18 protein-coding genes are annotated in these 19,175 nt (G+C 62.0%); 4 read left to right on the top strand and 14 right to left on the bottom strand.

The window, feature by feature from the left end; translation table 11 throughout:
• Window positions 1-7 precede the first annotated feature (7 nt).
• The gene (rocF, locus tag ACWGXF_RS17595; protein ID WP_046460560.1) at window positions 8-961 is read left to right on the top strand and encodes an arginase; all 954 of its coding nucleotides are present in this window, start codon (window positions 8-10) and stop codon (window positions 959-961) included.
• Between the two features lie 77 nt (window positions 962-1,038).
• Here rocF and ACWGXF_RS17590 read toward each other — a convergent pair whose 3' ends face one another.
• From ACWGXF_RS17590 to ACWGXF_RS17570, 5 genes are all read right to left on the bottom strand, one after another.
• Entirely contained in the window at window positions 1,039-1,776 is a 738-nt protein-coding gene (locus ACWGXF_RS17590) for an amino acid ABC transporter ATP-binding protein (RefSeq protein WP_003068099.1), read from the bottom strand.
• A gap of 143 nt (window positions 1,777-1,919) precedes the next feature.
• Complete coding sequence (locus ACWGXF_RS17585) at window positions 1,920-2,591, bottom strand: amino acid ABC transporter permease (RefSeq protein ID WP_003068096.1); 672 nt, start codon at window positions 2,589-2,591, stop codon at window positions 1,920-1,922.
• 1 nt (window position 2,592) lies between these two features.
• Complete coding sequence (locus ACWGXF_RS17580; RefSeq protein WP_003068095.1) at window positions 2,593-3,345, bottom strand: amino acid ABC transporter permease; 753 nt, start codon at window positions 3,343-3,345, stop codon at window positions 2,593-2,595.
• Window positions 3,346-3,458: 113 nt separating this feature from the next.
• The gene (locus ACWGXF_RS17575) at window positions 3,459-4,358 is read right to left on the bottom strand and encodes a transporter substrate-binding domain-containing protein (RefSeq protein ID WP_003051113.1); all 900 of its coding nucleotides are present in this window, start codon (window positions 4,356-4,358) and stop codon (window positions 3,459-3,461) included.
• A gap of 430 nt (window positions 4,359-4,788) precedes the next feature.
• Window positions 4,789-5,739 (bottom strand): LysR substrate-binding domain-containing protein, encoded by a 951-nt coding sequence (locus ACWGXF_RS17570; protein ID WP_039050033.1) that lies wholly within the window; start codon window positions 5,737-5,739, stop codon window positions 4,789-4,791.
• A 424-nt stretch (window positions 5,740-6,163) separates the two neighbouring features.
• On the opposite strand from ACWGXF_RS17570, the gene ACWGXF_RS17565 reads away from it, so the two are divergent.
• The 3 genes from ACWGXF_RS17565 (at window position 6,164) to ACWGXF_RS17555 (ending at window position 9,228) form a co-directional block, all read left to right on the top strand.
• Complete coding sequence (locus tag ACWGXF_RS17565) at window positions 6,164-6,727, top strand: TRAP transporter small permease (RefSeq protein ID WP_003068089.1); 564 nt, start codon at window positions 6,164-6,166, stop codon at window positions 6,725-6,727.
• On the top strand, window positions 6,724-8,022 hold the full coding sequence (locus ACWGXF_RS17560) for a TRAP transporter large permease (RefSeq protein WP_182284627.1): 1,299 nt from the start codon (window positions 6,724-6,726) through the stop codon (window positions 8,020-8,022). Before ACWGXF_RS17565 ends, ACWGXF_RS17560 begins: the two co-directional genes overlap by 4 nt.
• A 168-nt stretch (window positions 8,023-8,190) precedes the next feature.
• Entirely contained in the window at window positions 8,191-9,228 is a 1,038-nt protein-coding gene (locus ACWGXF_RS17555; protein ID WP_452102210.1) for a DctP family TRAP transporter solute-binding subunit, read from the top strand.
• Between the two features lie 287 nt (window positions 9,229-9,515).
• On the opposite strand, the gene ACWGXF_RS17550 is transcribed toward ACWGXF_RS17555, so the two are convergent.
• The 9 genes from ACWGXF_RS17550 to ACWGXF_RS17510 all read right to left on the bottom strand — a co-directional run bounded on the left by ACWGXF_RS17550 (window position 9,516) and on the right by ACWGXF_RS17510 (window position 19,124).
• Window positions 9,516-10,457 (bottom strand): 2-hydroxyacid dehydrogenase, encoded by a 942-nt coding sequence (locus tag ACWGXF_RS17550; RefSeq protein WP_452102209.1) that lies wholly within the window; start codon window positions 10,455-10,457, stop codon window positions 9,516-9,518.
• Window positions 10,458-10,550: 93 nt separating this feature from the next.
• Window positions 10,551-11,519, bottom strand: a complete 969-nt coding sequence (locus tag ACWGXF_RS17545; RefSeq protein WP_012839883.1) for a PDR/VanB family oxidoreductase — start codon at window positions 11,517-11,519, stop codon at window positions 10,551-10,553.
• Between the two features lie 30 nt (window positions 11,520-11,549).
• Window positions 11,550-12,629: a Rieske 2Fe-2S domain-containing protein gene (locus ACWGXF_RS17540; RefSeq protein ID WP_452102208.1), complete on the bottom strand. Its 1,080-nt coding sequence runs from the start codon at window positions 12,627-12,629 to the stop codon at window positions 11,550-11,552.
• A gap of 14 nt (window positions 12,630-12,643) precedes the next feature.
• Window positions 12,644-14,002: an MFS transporter gene (locus tag ACWGXF_RS17535; protein WP_452102207.1), complete on the bottom strand. Its 1,359-nt coding sequence runs from the start codon at window positions 14,000-14,002 to the stop codon at window positions 12,644-12,646.
• A gap of 161 nt (window positions 14,003-14,163) precedes the next feature.
• A complete protein-coding gene (locus ACWGXF_RS17530; RefSeq protein ID WP_012839886.1) occupies window positions 14,164-14,643 on the bottom strand; it encodes a MarR family winged helix-turn-helix transcriptional regulator in 480 nt (159 codons plus the stop codon).
• 107 nt (window positions 14,644-14,750) lie between these two features.
• Window positions 14,751-15,827 (bottom strand): aromatic ring-hydroxylating dioxygenase subunit alpha, encoded by a 1,077-nt coding sequence (locus tag ACWGXF_RS17525; protein ID WP_256628602.1) that lies wholly within the window; start codon window positions 15,825-15,827, stop codon window positions 14,751-14,753.
• Between the two features lie 71 nt (window positions 15,828-15,898).
• Window positions 15,899-16,663, bottom strand: a complete 765-nt coding sequence (locus ACWGXF_RS17520; protein ID WP_179626889.1) for a GntR family transcriptional regulator — start codon at window positions 16,661-16,663, stop codon at window positions 15,899-15,901.
• 182 nt (window positions 16,664-16,845) lie between these two features.
• Complete coding sequence (locus tag ACWGXF_RS17515) at window positions 16,846-18,675, bottom strand: ABCB family ABC transporter ATP-binding protein/permease (protein ID WP_256628603.1); 1,830 nt, start codon at window positions 18,673-18,675, stop codon at window positions 16,846-16,848.
• Entirely contained in the window at window positions 18,633-19,124 is a 492-nt protein-coding gene (locus ACWGXF_RS17510) for a hypothetical protein (protein WP_256628604.1), read from the bottom strand. Before ACWGXF_RS17510 ends, ACWGXF_RS17515 begins: the two co-directional genes overlap by 43 nt.
• Window positions 19,125-19,175 lie beyond the last annotated feature (51 nt).

Raw genomic sequence — 19,175 nt, 5'->3', positions numbered from 1 at the left:
GCGGCTCATGGCATACACATCGTCCACACTGATCGGTCTGCCCACCGATATCGGTGCCTCGCGCCTTGGCGCGGCCATGGGGCCCGATGCCCTGCGTGTGGCCCAGCTCGGTCCGGCGCTGCAACGGCTGGGTGTGCAGGTCAGCGATCTGGGCAATCTGAGCGGCCCCGCCAACCCGCGTGGCGCGCGCGATGCTCAGGGTCTGCGCAATCTGGCCGAATGCCTGAGCTGGAACCGGATCGCCCATGACGCGGTGCTGCAGGTGCTGCAGCAACACCGGCTGCCCATACTGCTGGGTGGCGACCATACGCTGGCCACAGGCTCCATCAGCGCCGTGGCCCGCCATTGCCGCGCCACGGGCAAGCAACTGCGCGTGCTCTGGCTGGATGCCCACTCGGACTGCAACACCCCCGAAAGTTCGCCCACGGGCAATCTGCACGGCATGCCGGTTTCAAGCCTCTGCGGACTGGGACCGGCGGAACTGGCCTCGCTGTCGGGCACGACTCCCGCCCTGCCTGCCTCATCGTTCTGCCAGATCGGCCTGCGCAGCGTGGACGAGAGCGAAAAGCACATGATCCGAGAGCTGGGGCTGGAGGTCTACGACATGCGGGCCATTGACGAGCTGGGCATGCGTGAAGTGATGCGCCGCGCCCTGGTCAGCCTGCTGGGACGCAACGACAGGGACATCCATCTGCATCTGAGCTTTGACGTGGACTTTCTCGATCCTGACATTGCTCCCGGCACCGGCACGCCGGTACGCGGCGGCCCCACCTACCGCGAGGCCCAGCTGTGCATGGAAATGATTGCCGACTCCGGCCGTCTTGCCTCGCTGGACATTGTGGAGCTCAACCCGGCGCTGGACCTGCGCAACCAGACGGCGGAGCTGGTGGTGGATCTGGTGCAAAGCCTGTTCGGGCAGAGCACGCTGATGCGCGAGCCTCGCGGCGTGCTGCAATGCTGAGCGGCCGGTCTGGGTCTGGCGCGAGGCCATGAAAAAAGGCGCTCTTGCGAGCGCCTTTTTGCGGCTTGCCTGCAGCATCAATGCTGCAGGATCTTGTTGAGGAATTCCTTAGTACGCGGCTGGCGGTTTTCGGGATGGCCGAAGAACTCTTCCTTGCTGCAGTCCTCCAGAATCTTGCCGCCCACGTCCATGAAGATCACACGGCTTGCCACCTTGCGCGCAAATCCCATTTCATGGGTCACGCACATCATGGTCATGCCTTCGTTGGCCAGGCCCATCATCACGTCCAGCACTTCGCCCACCATTTCGGGATCCAGTGCCGAAGTGGGTTCGTCGAACAGCATCACGATGGGATCCATCGACAGAGCGCGCGCAATGGCCACGCGCTGCTGCTGGCCGCCGGAGAGCTGGCCGGGAAACTTGTCCTTGTGAGCGGTCAGGCCCACACGGTCCAGCATCTTGAGGCCACGGGTCTTGGCGTCGGCAGCACTGCGGCCCAGCACCTTCATCTGTGCGATGGTCAGGTTCTCCGTCACCGACAGGTGGGGGAACAGCTCAAAGTGCTGGAACACCATGCCCACGCGGCTGCGCAGCTTGGGCAGATTGGTCTTGGGATCGTGCACTGCCGTGCCGTCCACAAAGATCTCGCCCTTCTGGAAAGGCTCCAGCGCATTGATGGTCTTGATCAGCGTGGACTTGCCGGAGCCCGAAGGGCCGCACACCACCACCACCTCGCCCTTGTTGATATTGGTGGAGCAATCGGACAGCACCTGAAAGCTGCCGTACCACTTGGAAACGTTCTTGAGTTCAATCATTTTTCACTCCGACTTTTGTCAGTGATCCATCGCAGCGCCTGCAACGGGCTCGGTCAGGCCAGGGACGGCCAGCAAGGGCCGCCCCGCAGCCGAGGCCGTCGTCCCCCTTGAGGGGGAGGGCGCGAAGCGACTCAGGGGGTGTTTCATCGAATAATGGCAATCTTCTTGTGCAGACGCTTGACGAACCAAGACAGTGCAAAGCAGATCACAAAATAGGTCACGGCAGCCGCCAGATAGGATTCGATGGGTCGGCCGAAGTTCTTGCCGGCGATTTCGAAGCCCTTGAGCATGTCGTAGGCACCGATTGCATAGACCAGCGAGGTATCCTGAAACAGGATGATGGTCTGGGTCAGCAGCACGGGCAGCATGTTGCGGAAGGCCTGAGGCAGCACCACCAGACGCATGTTCTGACCATAGGTCATGCCCAGCGCCTGTCCGGCAAACACCTGTCCACGTGGAATGGACTGGATGCCGGCACGCATGATCTCAGAGAAATATGCTGCTTCGAACGCCACAAAGGTGATGATGGCCGAAGTCTCCGCACCGATGGGCTTGCCGATCAGCATGGGCATCAGCAGGAAGAACCACAGAATCACCATCACCAGCGGGATGGAGCGCATGCCGTTGACATAGATGGTGGCAGGCAGGTCCAGCCACTTCTTGCCCGACAGGCGCATCAGCGCCAGCAAGGTGCCGAAGAAGATGCCGCCCAGCGTGGCGATCACGGTCAGGGACACGCTGAAATACAGCCCCTTCAGCACAAAGTTGCTGAACAGGTCCCACGAGAAAAACGACCAGTCGAGGTTGAGATTCATATCAGTGGCCTCCACCGCTGGCTGCAATCAGACCGGGCACGCGAGAACGCTTCTCGATGAAGGCCATGATGCGGTTGATGATGAAGGCAGAAATCACATACAGACCTGTCACAGCCATATAAATTTCGACGCCACGAGCCGTCTCTTCCTGGGCCTGCATGGCGAACATGGTCAGCTCGGCCACGGACACGGCAAACGCCACGGACGAGTTCTTGAACACGTTCATGGCCTCGCTGGTCAGCGGCGGAATGATGATGCGAAACGCCATCGGCAGCAGCACATAGCGGTAGGTCTGGAAGGTCGTGAAACCTACTGCCATGCCGGCGTAGCGCTGGCCCCGCGGCAAAGCCTGAATACCGGAGCGCACCTGCTCGGCAATACGGGCAGAGGTGAAGAAACCGATCGCAAACACCACCAGCACAAAGCCCGGCAGGGACTTCATTGCGGGGAAGATAGCCGGAACCACGTGGTACCAGATGAACACCTGGACCAGCAAGGGAATATTGCGGAACAACTCCACCCAGGCATTGCCCAGGCGCACTATCCACGGACGATCGGGCAAGGTACGCAAGGTACCGATGACTGCGCCCAGCACCAGAGCGATGACCAGCGACAGCAATGCCACCGACACGGTCCAGCCCCAGGCCGACATCATCCAATCCAGATAGGTGATGTCACCGTTCTTGCCAAAACAACTCTGCCCGACCTCTTGGGTAATGGTGTCCTGACAGAACACCTGCCAATCCCAACTCATACGAGCACCTCTTTCATTCTTGGTTTATGAGGGCAAACGCTCACACCGGCCCTCGCAACAAAAAAGCCCCTTCTAACCGCTTGGCAGAAGGGGCGGTACACCTATAGGCGGGATTACTTGACTTCGTAAGCTTCCATGGGCTTGTCGTTGGGGTGAGCCCACGCATCCTTGGTCGCTGCCGACAGTGGCAGACCCACCTTCACGTTGTTGGGAGGAATGGGCTGCAGGAACCACTTGTCGTACAGCTTGGTCAGAGAACCATCCTTGATCTGACGCACGATGGATTCGTCCACAGCCTTCTTGAAGGCGGGATCGTCCTTGCGCATCATGCAGGCGATGGGTTCCACCGACAGCACTTCACCCACGATCTTGTAATCGTTGGGAGCCTTGGACTTGGAGATATTGGCAGCCAGGATGGAGCCGTCCATGATGAAGGCATCGGCGCGGCCGGTTTCCAGCATCAGGAAGCTGTCGGCGTGGTCCTTGCCCATGACTTCCTTGAAGGTCAGGCCGTCAGCGCGCTTGTTCTTGCGCAGGGTCTGCACGGAAGTCGTACCCGTCGTGGTCACGATGGTCTTGCCGTTCAGGTCCTTGATGCCGGTGATGCCGGAGTTGGCACGGGTGGCAATGCGCACTTCTTCCACATAGGTGGTGAAGGCAAAGGCTGCATCCTTCTGACGAGCCGTGTTGTTGGTGGTGGAGCCGCACTCGATGTCCACGGTGCCGTTCTGCACCAGAGGAATACGGTTTTGCGAGGTCACGGGCTGGTACTTCACTTCCAGCGCTGTCAGGCCCAGTTGCTTCTGGATGTCCTTGAGAATGCGCTCACCCATTTCGGTATGGAAGCCTACATATTTGCCATTGCCCAGCGTATAGCCCAGGCCGGACGATTCACGCACGCCCAGAGTGACGCTGCCGGTGGACTTGATCTTGGCCAAGGTGTCATTGGCCTGGGCAAACACGGTGCCAGTTGCCAGTGCGGTTACGGCGATGGCCAACAAATGCTTCTTCATACGGATCTCCTATTGGTAAGGACCAAAAACGCTTGCCACTCCTTAACGCATCGCCCTTTGTGAGGGTGGACAGGTTGCGTTAACAAATGTACTGCACACATTGTGCAGTCATGAAGATGGCTGAAATGCAATCATTTCTAAGACTTTTCCCGTAGGCAATTCAGGAAGGCAACCACCTACTTACCGCCTCAATCTTGTGTTGCAAAGCAGCACCTCTTTTTGTGCAAGCTGCGAACTCTAATGCTTTCGTGATTTCACAAGCCAATGCCGATGGCAAAAATCCTTATGCGCAACTTGCATATTCAGTATTAACCCGATGCATAACATTAGGGTTTTCACCAGTAAAACACCTGAAATCACGGCAAGCTGGTCACACAAGCAAAAAAAGGGCCAACTGGCCCTTTTGGAAGAAAAGCAACACTCGATCGGGTTACACAGCCTTGACCTCGCCACCCGCAATCTCGCCCTGCTCCTTGAGGAAGTTCCATAGCGCAGCCGCTCCTCCCTGAGGGGCATCGCCCGTGGGTTTTTCCCGATAGGCCCGCACTTCCATGTCCATCTGAAAACCGGTCACACCTTCCGGCACTGCACGCACCAGTCGACCGGACTCCAGCTCGCCGCGTACCGCGCTATAGGGCAAAAAGGCCACGCCATGACCTTCCAGCGCCATGGCCTTGAGGCCTTCGGCCATATCGGTTTCATAGACGCGCTCGAGGTGCACGGCCTCGGCCGCCTCCTTGAGGATCAGCTCCGTCACCCGCCCCAGATAAGCGCCAGCGGCATAGCCCAGGTATGGCAAAGGCTGGCCCTGGCGGCCGGGCAGGGCAAAGATGGGGTTGCCGTTCTCGTCCGGCTTGGAGTAGGGAGCCAGCACCTCATGCCCCAGGCTCACCATCTCATAGCGCGAAGGGTCCAGCTGGAAGGGCTGCGAAGAGTGGTAGTAAGCAATCAGCAGATCGCAGCCACCTTCCACGAGACGCATCACCGCGTCATGCACATTGAGTGCGAACAGACGGCTGCGGAAGGGGCCGAACTTCTCGTGCACGGCCGAAACCCAGTTCGGGAAGAACGTGAACGCCAAGGTATGCGGCACGGCAAAGCCCACCATGCCCTTGCCCGCACTGACGTGGGCACGCAACATGGTGCGGGTGCTCTGCAAGGACTGCAGTATCTCCAGCGCCTGCTCGTACATGGTCTTGCCTGCTGGCGTCAGTCGCGTCGGATACGAGCTTCTGTCGACCAGATCGGTTCCCGCCCAGGCCTCCAGCGCCTGGATGCGGCGCGAGAACGCAGGTTGCGTAACGTGGCGCAGCTGGGCCGAGCGGCTGAAACTGCGGGTTTCAGCAAGGCTGACAAAATCTTCAAGCCATTTGGTTTCCATAGACTCTCATTATCCGCTGCCCTGCACCAAAGCTGTGCAACGGAGGTAATCCTTGTTGGCTAGTAAACGGGACAAAACACAGACTCGACGATGAGCCATGCCTTGGTCGCCAGACCCTAGGGTAATGCCTGCCGCCGGACGTAAGCCCTGCGACATAGATACCTTGATAATATTTGCTCACATCTATCCGGTGTGTCTACTCGCTCCAAGCCATCCCGGCGCACAACGCCGTGAAGGTCAAGGAACAACATAAGGACTTACGCAAACAAGAATGCAACGCGGCCTGCCTCCTGAGGCAATCGTCTTGCCGGAACCCGTTTTGCGTAAGTCGTGAACATAAGGGCATTCTCATCGAGTGCGCGCGGATCACGCCATTCAGGCGAGCTGCCCTGACTCCTGTGTGTTTTTCTGACTTTCCGCGTTCATGTCCTCCACTCCTCCCGAGACCGATGGTGCCGCCGATGCCGGCGCGCGCCCGGACGAGCCTCGTTCCCTGCGCATTGAAGACTGGCTGACCGTGATCATCATGGCCGCTCTGGCCCTGATCACGTTTGCCAATGTGCTGGTGCGCTACTTCACCAACTCCTCCTTCGCCTGGACCGAGGAAATCTCGGTCTTTCTGATGATCTTGCTGGCCCTGGTCGCAGGCTCTGCCGCCGTGGCGCGCAATCAGCATATCCGCATCGAGTTTTTCTCGGACAGCGGCTCCGTCCAGCGCCGCAAGGCACTGGCCCGGTTCGGCTCTCTGATGGTGGCATTGCTGTTTGCCATCATTGCCGTGCTCAGCGTGCGCGTGGTCTGGGACGACTTCCGTTTCGAGGAGACCTCGCCCGGTATCGGCCTGCCCCAATGGTGGTATTCGATCTGGCTGCCCGTGGTCTCGGCACTGATCACTGCACGCGCCATCGGCCTGTTCATCCGCCAGGGCAAGCCCGGCGCCTTCCCCGACGAGCCCGTGGAAAAAGACCACAGCAAGGAGATCGCATGATCGCCACCTTGCTGTTCGTGGCCTTTCTGGGCCTGATGTTCATCGGCGTGCCCATAGGTGCCGCCCTCGGTCTGGCCGGTGCGGCGGCGATTGCCCTGGCCAATGCCGATACGCAGTGGTTCGGCCTGCTGGCCGTGCCGCAGAATTTCTATGCCGGGCTGGGCAAATATCCGCTGCTGGCCATTCCCATGTTCGTGCTCGTGGGCTCCATCTTCGATCGCTCGGGCGTTGCCCTGAGGCTGGTGAACTTTGCCGTGGCCATCGTGGGCCGCGGCCCCGGCATGCTGCCGCTGGTGGCGATTGCCGTGGCCATGTTCCTGGGCGGCATCTCCGGCTCCGGGCCGGCCAATGCAGCGGCCGTGGGCGGCGTGATGATTGCCGCCATGAGCCGCGCGGGCTACCCCAAGAGCTTCTCCGCCAGCGTGGTCGGAGCGGCCGCAGCGACGGACATTCTGATTCCGCCTTCGGTGGCCTTCATCATCTACTCGGTGCTGGTGCCCGGCGCTTCGGTGCCGGCCCTGTTCGCGGCCGGCATGATTCCCGGCGTGCTGGCGGGTATTGCGCTCATCATTCCCGCCGTGTGGATGTCGCGCAAGCACAAGATGGGTGCGCTCGAAGCCTCCATGCCCCGCCCGCCGTTCTGGAAAAGCCTGCGCGAGGCCTCCTGGGGCCTGGCCGCTCCGGTGCTGATCCTGGGCGGCATGCGCATGGGCTGGTTCACCCCCACCGAAGCCGCCGTGGTTGCCGTGTTCTACGGGCTGTTCGTCGGCATGGTGATTCACCGCACCATCGGCGTGCGCGACCTGTTCCCGATTCTGCGCGAAGCCGGCGAGCTGTCGGCCGTGATCCTGCTGGTGGTGTCGCTGGCCGGCATTTTTGCCTTCTCGCTGTCCACCCTGGGCGTGATCGATCCCGTGGCCAACGCCATCGTGAACTCCGGTCTCGGCGAATACGGCGTGCTGGGTCTGCTGATCCTGCTGCTGATCACCGTGGGCATGTTCCTCGACGGCATCTCGATCTTCCTGATCTTTGTGCCGCTGCTGCTGCCCATCATGAATCACTACCACTGGGATCCCGTCTGGTTTGGCGTGATCCTCACGCTCAAGGTGGCACTGGGCCAGTTCACGCCGCCGCTGGCCGTGAACCTGATGGTCAGCTGCCGCATTGCGGGCGTGCGCATGGAGTCCACCGTGCGCTGGGTGGGCTGGATGCTGCTGTCCATGTTCGCCGTGATGATTCTGGTCATTGCCTTCCCCCAGCTCGCGCTGTGGCTGCCCGCAAAGATGGGGTACTAGCCTCCCCTGAGCGGCTTTGCCGCATCCCCTCTCTCTTCGGGAGGGGACGACACCAGCGCGGCGGGGCGGCCCTTGCGCGGTGTCTACTGAGATGGGCCGTGCGTATTCAATGTGCAATGCATCTAACAAGCAAAGCATTTTTTCGTTTCTAAAAGGGAGACAAACCAAATGAAACTTCGTAGCTTCCTCGCATCCGCCGTGGCGACAGCCGCCGCACTGGCCTTTGCATCGCCCATGGCCATGGCACAGACCAAGTACAAGAGCGAATACCGCATGTCCCTGGTGCTGGGCACGGCCTTTCCCTGGGGCAAGGGCGGCGAGCTGTGGGCCGACAAGGTGCGCGAGCGCACCCAGGGCCGCATCAACATCAAGCTCTACCCCGGCACCTCGCTGGTGCAGGGCGACCAGACGCGTGAGTTCTCCGCGCTGCGCCAGGGCGTGATCGACATGGCCGTGGGCTCGACCATCAACTGGTCGCCCCAGGTCAAGTCGCTGAACCTGTTCTCCATGCCCTTCCTCTTCCCCAACTTCAAGGCCGTGGATGCCGTGACCCAGGGCGAAGTGGGCCAGGAAATCTTCAAGACCCTGGAAAAAGGCGGCGTCGTGCCTCTGGCCTGGGGTGAGAACGGCTACCGCGAAATCTCCAACTCCAAGCACGCCATCAAGACGCCCGCCGACCTCAAGGGCATGAAGATTCGCGTCGTGGGCTCGCCCCTGTTCCTGGACACCTTCACGGCCCTGGGCGCCAATCCCACGCAGATGAGCTGGGCCGATGCCCAGCCCGCCATGGCCAGCGGCGCCGTGGACGGCCAGGAGAACCCCATCGGCGTTTACATGGCGGCCAAGCTGCAGTCCGTGGGCCAGAAGCATCTGACCATGTGGGGCTACATGAACGATCCGCTGATCTTTGTGGTGAACAAGGACATCTGGAACAGCTGGACACCGGCTGACCAGGCCATCGTCAAGCAAGCCGCGCTGGATGCCGCCAAGGAAGAAATCGCCATCGCTCGCAAGGGCCTGGTCGAAGCCGACAAGCCCTTGCTCAAGGACCTGGCAGGCCTGGGCGTGACCGTGACCACGCCTAACGCTGCCGAGCGCGAAGCCTTTGTGAAGGCCACGCGCCCCGTGTTCGACAAGTGGAAGAGCCAAATCGGCGCACCGCTGGTCGACAAGGCCGAAAAGGCCATTGCAGCCAGCCAGAAATAAGCTCCCCCTGAGCCGCTACGCCTAGGCGGCCCCGCGGCTTCCCCCTCTCTCTTCGGGAGGGGGACGACACCCTCGCTGCGGGGCGGCCCTTGCTTGGTGTCACTGGTTTGGTCCGCGCCAGCTTCATGGCGCCGCAGATAGTAAAAATCCCCGCACGGCTTGCCGTGGCGGGGATTTTTTTGCTATGAATATCAAAGCTGTAAGCGCCTGATATAAGTGAATTTCAACATCAAATCAAATTGAAATACAACCACATCAATCGCAAGCAGCTTTCAATTCAATAGCACTCAGATGGGCGAAACCAAGGGCTTGCCATCCAGATGGCAGCGCATATTGGCGATGAAGCGGTCCACCGAGTTCTGCACGGCCTCGGGCGACCAGCCGCCCACATGGGGCGTCAGCACCACGGCGTCCAGATCGATGAGTTCCTTCGGCGGCAGCGGCTCGCTTTCGTAGACATCCAGTCCGGCTCCGGCCAGGCGACCTGCACGCACGGCGTCGGCCAGCGCCTCGGTATCGACCACCGAGCCGCGCGCGATATTCACCAGCACGCCTTTCTCGCCCAGCGCATCGAGCACCTCGGCATTGATCAGATGGCGCGTGCCAGCGCCGCCCGGCGTGGCCACCAGCAGCACATCGGCCCAGGCAGCCAGCGCCAGCAGATCGTCGAAGTAGCGGTAGTCGGCGCCCTCGCGCGGCTTGCGGTTGTGATAGCCGACGGGCATATCGAAGGCGGCCGCGCGCCTGGCGATCTTGGCGCCGATCTGGCCCAGCCCCACGATGCCCAGGCGCTTGCCCGAGACATTGGCCGGCAGCGGCAGGGCCGAGCGCCAGATGCCGGCACGCGTGGCCTTGTCCAGCTTGACGATGCCGCGCACTGCGGCGATCAGCAGACCCATGGCGTGGTCGGCCACGCAGTCGTCGTTCGTCCCCACGCCGTTGCCGACGGCAATCCCGTGCGCCTTGGCATAGGCCACGTCGATGTTCTCGTAACCCGCGCCCATGGCGCAGACCAGAGCAAGCCCGGGCATGCGCTGCATCTGCGCGGCCGACAGGCCCGTTGCGCCAATCGTGCACACGCATTGCACGCGAGCTCCGTGGGCGGCGATTGCGGCCTCGGCCTGATCGGCCTCGGGCGCATAGATCACATCAAAGTCGGCAAAGGTCTGCTCCATCTGCTGCAGATGGGCGGGGACCTGGAGATTCAGGACTAGCAGGGCAGGCTTCATGGCGGGAACGCGGCGCTTTCATGGAAAACGCCTATTTTGAGCAGGCTGCGCCAGCCCTGCCCGTGCATGGTCAAAACCTGCCCGATCCGTTCATCACAGATCCAGCACCAGGCGAGCCGACCTGGCGCGCGAGCAGCAGGGCAGGAACTGGTCGTTGGCAGCCTGCTCGTCTTCCGTCAGATACATATCGCGGTGATCGGGCTGACCAGAGATGACGCGCGTCAGGCAAGTGCCGCAGACGCCCTGCTCGCACGATGTCTGGACGCAGACTCCGATGGACTCCAGCGCCTGCACCACGGTCTGCGCGGGCGTGACACGCACCACCTGGCCGCTGCTGGCGACCTCCACCTCGAAGCTCTCGTCGTCGGCGCGGTGCTCCACTTCGGCGGCAAAGAACTCGTAGTGCAGCTGTTCGGCGGGCCAGCCCGCCTCTCGTGCCGTATCGAGCACGGCGTCCATAAAGCCCTTGGGTCCGCACACATACAGATGCTGCCCCTGCTCTCTTTGCTGCAGCAATTCGCTCAAGCCCAGCGACGACTTTCCATGGGCGTCATCCACATGGATCTGCGCCTTGTCAGCCCATTGCGCAGCCTCTATGGTCTGGGCAAACGCCATGCGCTCACGCGAGCGGCCGCAGTAGTGCAGTGCGAAATCCGCACCGTCGCGCGCCAGCTTGCGCGCCATGGCCAGAATCGGCGTGATGCCTATGCCGCCTGCCAGCAGCAGATGCTTGCGGGCCGGCGCATGCAGCTCGAAATGGTTGCGCGGCAGGCTGATGGTGATTTGCTGGCCGGCCTGCAGCTGCTCATGCACGGCCGCCGAGCCACCGCGCGAGGCGGGCTCGCGCAGCACGGCAATCACATAGCGGTCCAGCTCGGCGGGATCGTTGCTCAGCGAATACTGGCGCACCAGCCCACCAGGCAGGTGCACATCGATGTGCGCACCCGCACTGAACGGCGCCAGGCTGCTGCCTTCCAGAGCCCGCAATTCCAGGCTGCAGATACCGGCTGCCTGCTCCTGCTTGTGCGCAATGCGCACCTCGAACGTGGTTTCAGTCTTCATCTCGGGTACTTCTCTTTTGCTTGTGCGTCGCTAGGCCAGCGCCTGCGAGGCTTGCGCGCCGGCCTGGCGCAAGCGCTCGATCACGCGCCGCGCACGGTTGGGCCCCACATCCACGTGGATATCCACCACGGCGCGTGAACCAAACCGCTGCTGGTTGCGGAACTGGGCTTCGATTACCACCTTGTCTTCTTTGAAAGTGGCCGCCGTCTGATCGATCACCAGCTGTGTCGTGTCCTGCATCTGCGGATGCGGATTGGTCGCAATCGTCCAGAAGTAATGCGCGCTGGTCTCCGTCTCCGGCGTCACGCCGTGAAAGCCGCGCATATGGAATCCTTCGCGCGCCGGGTTGTCCAGTCTGTCCTGGCCGGCATCCATGGCACCGGTCCAGATACGCACATGCGAGGGGTGGAACTCCACTTCCTGCCAGCGGTCGATGCGGCCCTGAAAAGGCCAGGCCTGCGCATAGGTGGGCGGCGGGTCCGAATCCGGCATCCAGCGCACCACCTTCACGCTGTCCCCGTCCTGGCTGACCTTGAGATCCGCGTTCATATGCACCCTGGCATTGCCGCCTATGGTCTTGAGGTGCACATAGCCCAGATGGCTCAGATCCAGCAGATTGTCGTGAATCAGCTGATACGGAGCGTCGTAGTGGTAGACGCCGCCGCCAAAACGATATTGCGGGTCGCTGTGCATGGCATAGGCCGGTGGCTCCGTGCCCGGCACGGAATCCGGCGTCGCGCCCATCCAGATCCAGAGAATCTGGTCGCGCTCGCGCAGCTCGAAGGACTTCACGCAGGCCTTGGCCGGAATCCGTTCTTGGCCCGGTATTTCGAGGCAGCGCCCCTCATGACTGAAGAGCAGACCATGGTAGCCACAGCGCAGACCCGCAGCCTCCACCGTGCCGCAGGACAGCGGCAGCTCGCGGTGGCAGCAGCGATCCTCCAGCGCCGCGACGCGGCCATCTTCCGTGCGGAACAAGACCACGGGCTGGCCCAGCAAGGTGCGCGCCACCGGCTGGTCCTTGAGCTCCCAGGCAAAGCCTGCCACATACCATTGATCCAGCGGAAAGGCCGGCAGGGCCGCGCTCGTGGGTTGGGAAATCTGGTTCATCGAAATCTCCCTGGTCAATGAGCGGCAGCCACTGTCTCGGATGCAGCGCGCCTGTCCGCAGCCTGCGGGCCTGCAATGCGATGCATGGACACGATGACGGCAGCCAGGACAAACGCCAGGCCATAACCCAGGTACAGCTGATCGGGCGACCAGGCCGCATCCAGCAGGCCACCGGCCACCAGCGGCGACACAATCGCCCCGATGCGGCCGATGCCTATGCCCCAGCCCACGCCCGTGGCGCGCACATCGCTGCCGTAGACCACAGGCGCAATCGCATAGAGGCCGGCCACGCAGGCATTCACAAACACACCAATCAGAAAGGCCAGCGTGTACGACATCCACAGCGCGCCGGAGCTACCCACCAGAAAGCACAGCAGCACTGCCGTCACCAGCATGAAGACCGCCAGCGCACGGTGAATCGCGAAACGCGCCGCCAGCAGGCCCAGCAAGGTCGCGCCCAGAATGCCGCCCAGACTCAGCAGCACGCCCGTGGTCACGCCCTGCTCGGGCGTCAGCCCCGAGGCCGCCAGCAGCTTGGGCGTCCAGCTCATCACGAAATAAAAACCGAACATCACCGAGAAGAAGGACAGCCAGACCAGCACCGTGGGGCGCAGCAGCTTGGGAGACAGCAGTTGCAAAGGGCCCATGCGCTTGCCTTCACCGCTGCCTGCCGCCACGGTCTGAGGCAGGGAGCCCAGTACCGGCAGGCCCATCTTGCGGATCAGTCCATTGAGACGCTGCAGCGCATTGGCGGGTCGCTTGACCAGCAGAAAGTCCAGGGACTCGGGCAAGGCAAACCAGGCCAGAACCAGCACCGCCAGCGTGGAGCAACCGCCAAACAGGAAGACGGAGCGCCAGCCATGGTGGGCCAGCAGCCAGACCGCAATACTGCCGCCAATGGTCGCGCCCAGCGCATAGCCGGTCGATTGCAGCGTGACCGCCAGACTGCGCCAGCGCAGCGAGGCATATTCGCTGGCAATCACGTTGCTGCACGCCAGAATGCCGCCCACGCCCAGGCCCGTGATCACGCGCAGCACGGCCAGCTGCGTCGGCGTCTGGCTCCAGGCCGAAGCCAGCATGCCCAGCCCGGACACGGCCAGGCACAGCAGAATCAGGGGACGGCGCCCCAGCTTGTCGGCCATGGGCGCCAGCAGCAGCGAACCTGCGGCCATGCCGAAGAGGCCGGCACTGAGCAAAAAGCCCAGTTCCGAGCCGCTGAGCTTCCAGTGCCCGGACACCGCCGAAGCCGTGAAGGCCATCACCAGCACGTCAAAGCCATCAATCATGTTCAGGGCCATGCATACCGCGATGACCGACCATTGGAAGGTCGTCATGGGCCGCTGGTCCAGATGCGCGCGCAAATCCTGTTCCATCGTTGTCTCCTTGTTTTTTATCAATCATTCAGCATACTGAATCACATTCAGTTTACTGAATGAACTTTTGATCCAGCACAAGTGAATTCCCTAGTCGTGCCGGTTCACCGCCGGCGCTGCCCGGCGTGATCGCAGTGAAGCCGCCGAGCCAGAACGGGCTGTCAGCCGTTGATCGCCGCTTGCTCGCCGGCTTCAGTGCTGTCGTGCAACTGCACGAACTTGCGCAGCAGACGCTTGAACTCCGTCTGCTCCTCGGGCTCCAGCGCGGAAAGCATGCGCTGCTGCAGCTCGTAGACATTGGGCACAAACGCTGCCAGCATGGCTTCGCCCTCGGTGGTCAGGCTCAAACGGCGCTGACGCCTTGGCAGCAGCTCGCGATGAATCCATCCCTTGCTTTCCAGACGCGCAGCGATATCGGCCGTGGTCGAGTTGTCCAGTGCGACAAGACGCGCCAGCGTCACCTGGTCGATGCCGGGAGACTCTTGCAGCATGCGCAGGATGGCGTACTGAACCGGCGTCACATCGGGGCCCAGCACTTCTCGAAACAGCAGCGCAGCAATCTGCTGGGCTCGTCGAATCAGATGACCTGGCTGGTCGTAGAGATCCAGGGAAAGCGGGTTGGGTGTGGTGGGCGATTCCATGCAGCAGCGTAGCAAGGGCAGCGCTGCCTATGGGCATCGCTGACTCCGATTCGAGGAGCTGCAAGATTACTCCATCTACAGGCATGATCTGCCCCGCCTGCCGCCGCTCAAGCCAGCGCCGCAACGCGCGACTCGCATTTCTCTTCATCGATCAGGCGCTCGATGATCTTGCGCGACTGCACGCCGCCGGCATCGATATTGAGCTTGAGCAGCTGACGCTGCGGATAGTCCTCGAGGTTGCGCTGCTGCAGCTCCAGCATCTCCAGGTCTTCGCTGAAGATCTTGTGCTGGCCTTGCTTGATGGCCGCCGTCACCGATGCATCGCCGGGATTGAACTTGCGCGCCATGCCCCAGAAGTACCACATGCTGCCGTCGGTCTCGGGCGTGATGAAGTCCACCACCATGCTGTAGACCTTGTGCTCGTCCGCTGCGTCATAACCGCCCTTGCCCGCATGTGCCACACCGACTTCGATCAGCACATGGCTGGGAGGGGTGAAGCGGCAGACCTGCCAGCGGTCCACAGGCACGTCATCGGCCAGACCATTGCTGCGCAGAGCCATCTTCCAGAACGGAGGTGCCTCGATGTTCTCCATGAAGCGGCTGGTAACCACCTCGCTGTCGCCTAGGACCTCGGTCTTGCAGGGCGTCTCGTCGATCTCGGCCTGACCGATGCTGCTGGCATGCACATAGGTCTCATGGGTCAGGTCCATGAGGTTGTCGATCATCAGGCGATAGTCGGCCTTGATGTGGAACAGCCCGCCGTCATAGGCCCACTCGGGGTTGTCATGCCATTGCAGATCCGGGATCAGCGCTGCATCGGCCGCATCCTTGTCGCCCGGCCATACCCAGACAAAGCCGTAACGCTCTTCCACCGGATAGCTCTTGATGGCAGGAAAGCCGCGCACGCGCTGGCCGGGCATGGCAACCGTCTTGCCGTCGCAGCCCATCTCCAGCCCGTGATAGCCGCAGACCAGTTTGCCTTCGCAGACGCGGCCCAGCGACAGCGGTGCGCCTCGATGCGGGCAGAAGTCCTCGACGGCGGCCATCTTGCCTTCCAGGGCGCGGTAGAAAACCATGCGCTCGCCGCAGATCTGACGCCCCAGCGGCTTGTCCGTGACTTCGGCCGCCGTCGCAGCGACGTACCAGGTGTTGCGAGGATAGGTGGGCTGTGCTTGCTTGCTCATCGTGGGTGTCTCCTTGTATTTATCGGTCGGGGTCTGGTCCGGGCACCGCCTGCTCCGCCACGGACCGGGTATCAGCGGCTGGCGCGAATCAGTTGCGCACCGGGTACGCGCGTGGTCTCGGGCGAGCGCATGGCTTCGCGCAGGTTGCGCCGCGCAATGCGTGAGTGCTCTTTCATCAGCGCCTCGGCACGCGCGCCTTCGCGGTGCTCGATGGCGTCAATCACTTCACGGTGCTGCTCCTGCGCGAGGATCAGGCTGCGAAGCGCGCGCGGCGACTCGGAGTCGGCCACCACAAAACCCGAGGGGGAGGCAAAGGGCAGGCGCTTGACCCGCTCCAGCTCGCGCTGCATGAAGCTGCTGCCCGACATCTCCAGCAAGATGTCGTGAAATTCGGAGTTCAAGGCCACATAGGCGGAAAACGCTTCGTCGCCCCAGTTCTGGGCATCCAGCACACGGTCGATGGCATCCAGACAGCGCGCGGCTCTCGCCAGCAGGGCTGCATCGACCCCGCGCTCGGCCGCCATGCGCGCCGCCAGACCTTCCAGCGTGCCGCGCAGCTCGATGGCGTCCGAGACATCGGCTTCGGACAGCACGCGCACCTTGTAGCCGCGCCCGCCGGACGTGGCCTCCAGCATGCCCTCCTGCTCAAGCCGCATCAGCGCTGCACGTATGGGAGTGCGGGAGATACCCAGACGCTCGGCCAGCACCAGCTCGGAGATGCGCTCGCCGGCCGCCATCTCGCCGGCAAGAATCATTTCGCGCAGCTGCAGCTGCGCCTTCACGACCTGGGAATGGTTTTCTTCCGCTGCAGCAGCGGGGGCAATGGAGGGTGGCATGTCTCGCGGGGTATTTAATTCTTGGTAGACGGAATAAATGTATACATAAAAATCATAAAACAGCGATTTAATTGCAAATCCAAGGGTAAATACCTAACAACATGTATACATATAAGCAAAACAGTCAAAAAGAAAGCCACCCGAAGGTGGCTTATCAAACGTCTGGCGAGAGGCGGCCGCACTCAGGCGGGAATCTCCGATGACTCCTGCTGATTGAGCTGCATATTCCACATGCTGGAGTAACGCCCTCCGGTGACCAGCAGCTCCTCGTGCGTGCCTCGCTCGATGATGCGGCCGCTGTCCATGACCAGGATTTCATGCGCTTCGACCACGGTGGACAGGCGGTGGGCAATGACCAGCGATGTCTTGCCCTGCGCCGCGCTGCGCAGCTCGTTCTGGATGGCACGTTCGTTGGCGCTGTCCAGTGCCGAAGTCGCTTCGTCGAAGATCAGGATCGGCGGGTTCTTGAGCAGGGTGCGCGCGATGGCCACACGCTGCTTTTCACCGCCCGAGAGCTTGAGGCCGCGCTCGCCCACACGCGTGGCATAGCCTTGGGGCGTGCGCTCGATGAAGTCATGGATGCGCGCAGCCTTGGCCGCTGCAACCACCTGCTCCTGCGTGGCGCCCGGCTGGCCATAGGCGATGTTGTAGGCCACCGTGTCGTTGAACAGCACCGTGTCCTGCGGAACAATGCCCACGCAGTGGCGCACGCTGCTCTGGGTCACCGTGCGGATGTCCTGCCCGGCAATGCGCACATGGCCGCCCTGCACGTCATAGAAGCGAAACAGCAGACGCGCCAGCGTGCTCTTGCCCGACCCCGAGGGACCGACCACGGCCACGGTCTTGCCCGCAGGAATGGTGAAGCTCACATCATGCAGTATGGGCCGCGCGCTATCGTAGGCGAACTGCACGTTTTCAAAGCGCACTTCGGGCGGCGGATTGTCGATCTGCAAGGACTGGGCACCGGGCGCATCGGCCACCTCTCGCTCCTTGTCCATGAGCGTGAACATGCGGTTCAGGTCGGTCAGGCTCTGCTTGATCTCGCGGTAGATCACGCCCAGGAAATTCAGCGGGATATAGAGCTGAATCATGAAGGCATTGATCATGACCAGATCGCCCAGCGTCAGCCTGCCGTCGACCACGCCCTGCGTGGCACGCCACAGAATGGCCACCAGCGCAGCACCGATGATGAGCTGCTGGCCGCAGTTGAGCATGGACAGCGTGGTCTGGCTCTTGAGCCGCACGCGGCGCAGGTTCTCTAGGTTCTCGTCGTAGCGCGCTGACTCGAACTGTTCGTTGTTGAAATACTTGACGGTCTCGTAATTGAGCAAGGAATCGATGGCCTTGGTATGGGCCGCCGACTCCTGGGCATTGGCCTCTTTTCTGAAGCGTGTGCGCCACTCCGTCACTGTGACCGTGAAGCCGATATAGAACACCAGCGCTGCCAGCGTGATGACGGCAAACCAGATGTCGAAACGCACGGCCAGAATGCCCAGCACCAGCGCCATCTCAATCAGCGTGGGCAGGATGGAGTAGAGAGAATACGAGATCAGCGACTCGGTGCTGCGCACACCGCGCTCGATGTCGCGCGTCATGCCTCCGGTCTGGCGCTCCAGATGAAAGCGCAGGCTCAGCGCATGCAGATGCTCGAAGGTCGACAGCGCAATCGAGCGTGATGCCCCTTGCGTGGCCTTGGAAAAGACCAGATCGCGCAGCTCGGTGAACATCGTTGAGGAAAACCGCAGCAATCCATAGGCCGCCAGCAGACCCACGGGGACCACCAGCACGGCCTGTGCCTGCCCGGGCTTGATATCCAGCGCATCGACCAGATGCTTGAGCAAGATGGGCACGCCCACATTGGCCAGCTTGGCGCAGATCATGAACGCCAGCGCCGCCAGCGCATGCCATTTGTAGCGCCAGATATAGGGAAAGAGGCGACGCAGCGTGGTGCCGTCTGACTGGTTTGCCGCTACTGCGGCTTCTTCTGGGGTTGCAGGTAACTGTGAACGCATTGTGGGGCTGTGTCGCCCTGCTGGCAGTCGGAGCCGCGGTAGAGGGCGTCTATTTCTATGACGGGAATCGGGGTACCCGCGAATTCTGCCTGTCCCGTCACTTTTGCGCTCACCCAGACCAGGGTGAAGGGCTGCAGCAACTGCCTGTCATACGGGCCGGCACCGCAGGCCTTGAAGAAGCTTGCCTCGCGTGGCCAGGACAGAAAGCCCTGTTCGCTGAACTCGGCATGCAACAGAACCATGCAATCGCGCTGCTCGCCGACCGCCTCTATGGTGCGCAGCCCGCCAGCCCAGCAGACACGCGCATTCAGCGCACCGGCCTGCAAGGCCTGCCTGGGATTCATTGCAGTGAAAGGTCCGGCCAGCGCTGCCGCGCCGGTCAGGGGTTCCGGATGGCAGGAGGGCTGCACGGCCTGCACAGGCGGCTTGAGCGACCTTGCCGATGTCACATCGTCTCTGCCCGATATTGGGGCTTTTACCGGATGGCTGCTGCAAGCCGC

The sequence above is a fragment of the Comamonas sp. HJ-2 genome (genome assembly GCF_053615495.1).
The sequence above is the reverse complement of the archived record's forward strand: the minus strand, read 5'-3'. Positions and strand labels throughout refer to the sequence as shown.

Bases quoted from the DNA above. Each gene is read 5' to 3' on its own strand.
- rocF (WP_046460560.1), top strand. From the start codon at position 8: ATGGCATACACATCGTCCACACTGATCGGTCTGCCCACCGATATCGGT.
- ACWGXF_RS17590 (WP_003068099.1), bottom strand. From the start codon at position 1,776: ATGATTGAACTCAAGAACGTTTCCAAGTGGTACGGCAGCTTTCAGGTG.
- ACWGXF_RS17585 (WP_003068096.1), bottom strand. From the start codon at position 2,591: ATGAATCTCAACCTCGACTGGTCGTTTTTCTCGTGGGACCTGTTCAGC.
- ACWGXF_RS17580 (WP_003068095.1), bottom strand. From the start codon at position 3,345: ATGAGTTGGGATTGGCAGGTGTTCTGTCAGGACACCATTACCCAAGAG.
- ACWGXF_RS17575 (WP_003051113.1), bottom strand. From the start codon at position 4,358: ATGAAGAAGCATTTGTTGGCCATCGCCGTAACCGCACTGGCAACTGGC.
- ACWGXF_RS17570 (WP_039050033.1), bottom strand. From the start codon at position 5,739: ATGGAAACCAAATGGCTTGAAGATTTTGTCAGCCTTGCTGAAACCCGC.
- ACWGXF_RS17565 (WP_003068089.1), top strand. From the start codon at position 6,164: ATGTCCTCCACTCCTCCCGAGACCGATGGTGCCGCCGATGCCGGCGCG.
- ACWGXF_RS17560 (WP_182284627.1), top strand. From the start codon at position 6,724: ATGATCGCCACCTTGCTGTTCGTGGCCTTTCTGGGCCTGATGTTCATC.
- ACWGXF_RS17555 (WP_452102210.1), top strand. From the start codon at position 8,191: ATGAAACTTCGTAGCTTCCTCGCATCCGCCGTGGCGACAGCCGCCGCA.
- ACWGXF_RS17550 (WP_452102209.1), bottom strand. From the start codon at position 10,457: ATGAAGCCTGCCCTGCTAGTCCTGAATCTCCAGGTCCCCGCCCATCTG.
- ACWGXF_RS17545 (WP_012839883.1), bottom strand. From the start codon at position 11,519: ATGAAGACTGAAACCACGTTCGAGGTGCGCATTGCGCACAAGCAGGAG.
- ACWGXF_RS17540 (WP_452102208.1), bottom strand. From the start codon at position 12,629: ATGAACCAGATTTCCCAACCCACGAGCGCGGCCCTGCCGGCCTTTCCG.
- ACWGXF_RS17535 (WP_452102207.1), bottom strand. From the start codon at position 14,002: ATGGAACAGGATTTGCGCGCGCATCTGGACCAGCGGCCCATGACGACC.
- ACWGXF_RS17530 (WP_012839886.1), bottom strand. From the start codon at position 14,643: ATGGAATCGCCCACCACACCCAACCCGCTTTCCCTGGATCTCTACGAC.
- ACWGXF_RS17525 (WP_256628602.1), bottom strand. From the start codon at position 15,827: ATGAGCAAGCAAGCACAGCCCACCTATCCTCGCAACACCTGGTACGTC.
- ACWGXF_RS17520 (WP_179626889.1), bottom strand. From the start codon at position 16,663: ATGCCACCCTCCATTGCCCCCGCTGCTGCAGCGGAAGAAAACCATTCC.
- ACWGXF_RS17515 (WP_256628603.1), bottom strand. From the start codon at position 18,675: ATGCGTTCACAGTTACCTGCAACCCCAGAAGAAGCCGCAGTAGCGGCA.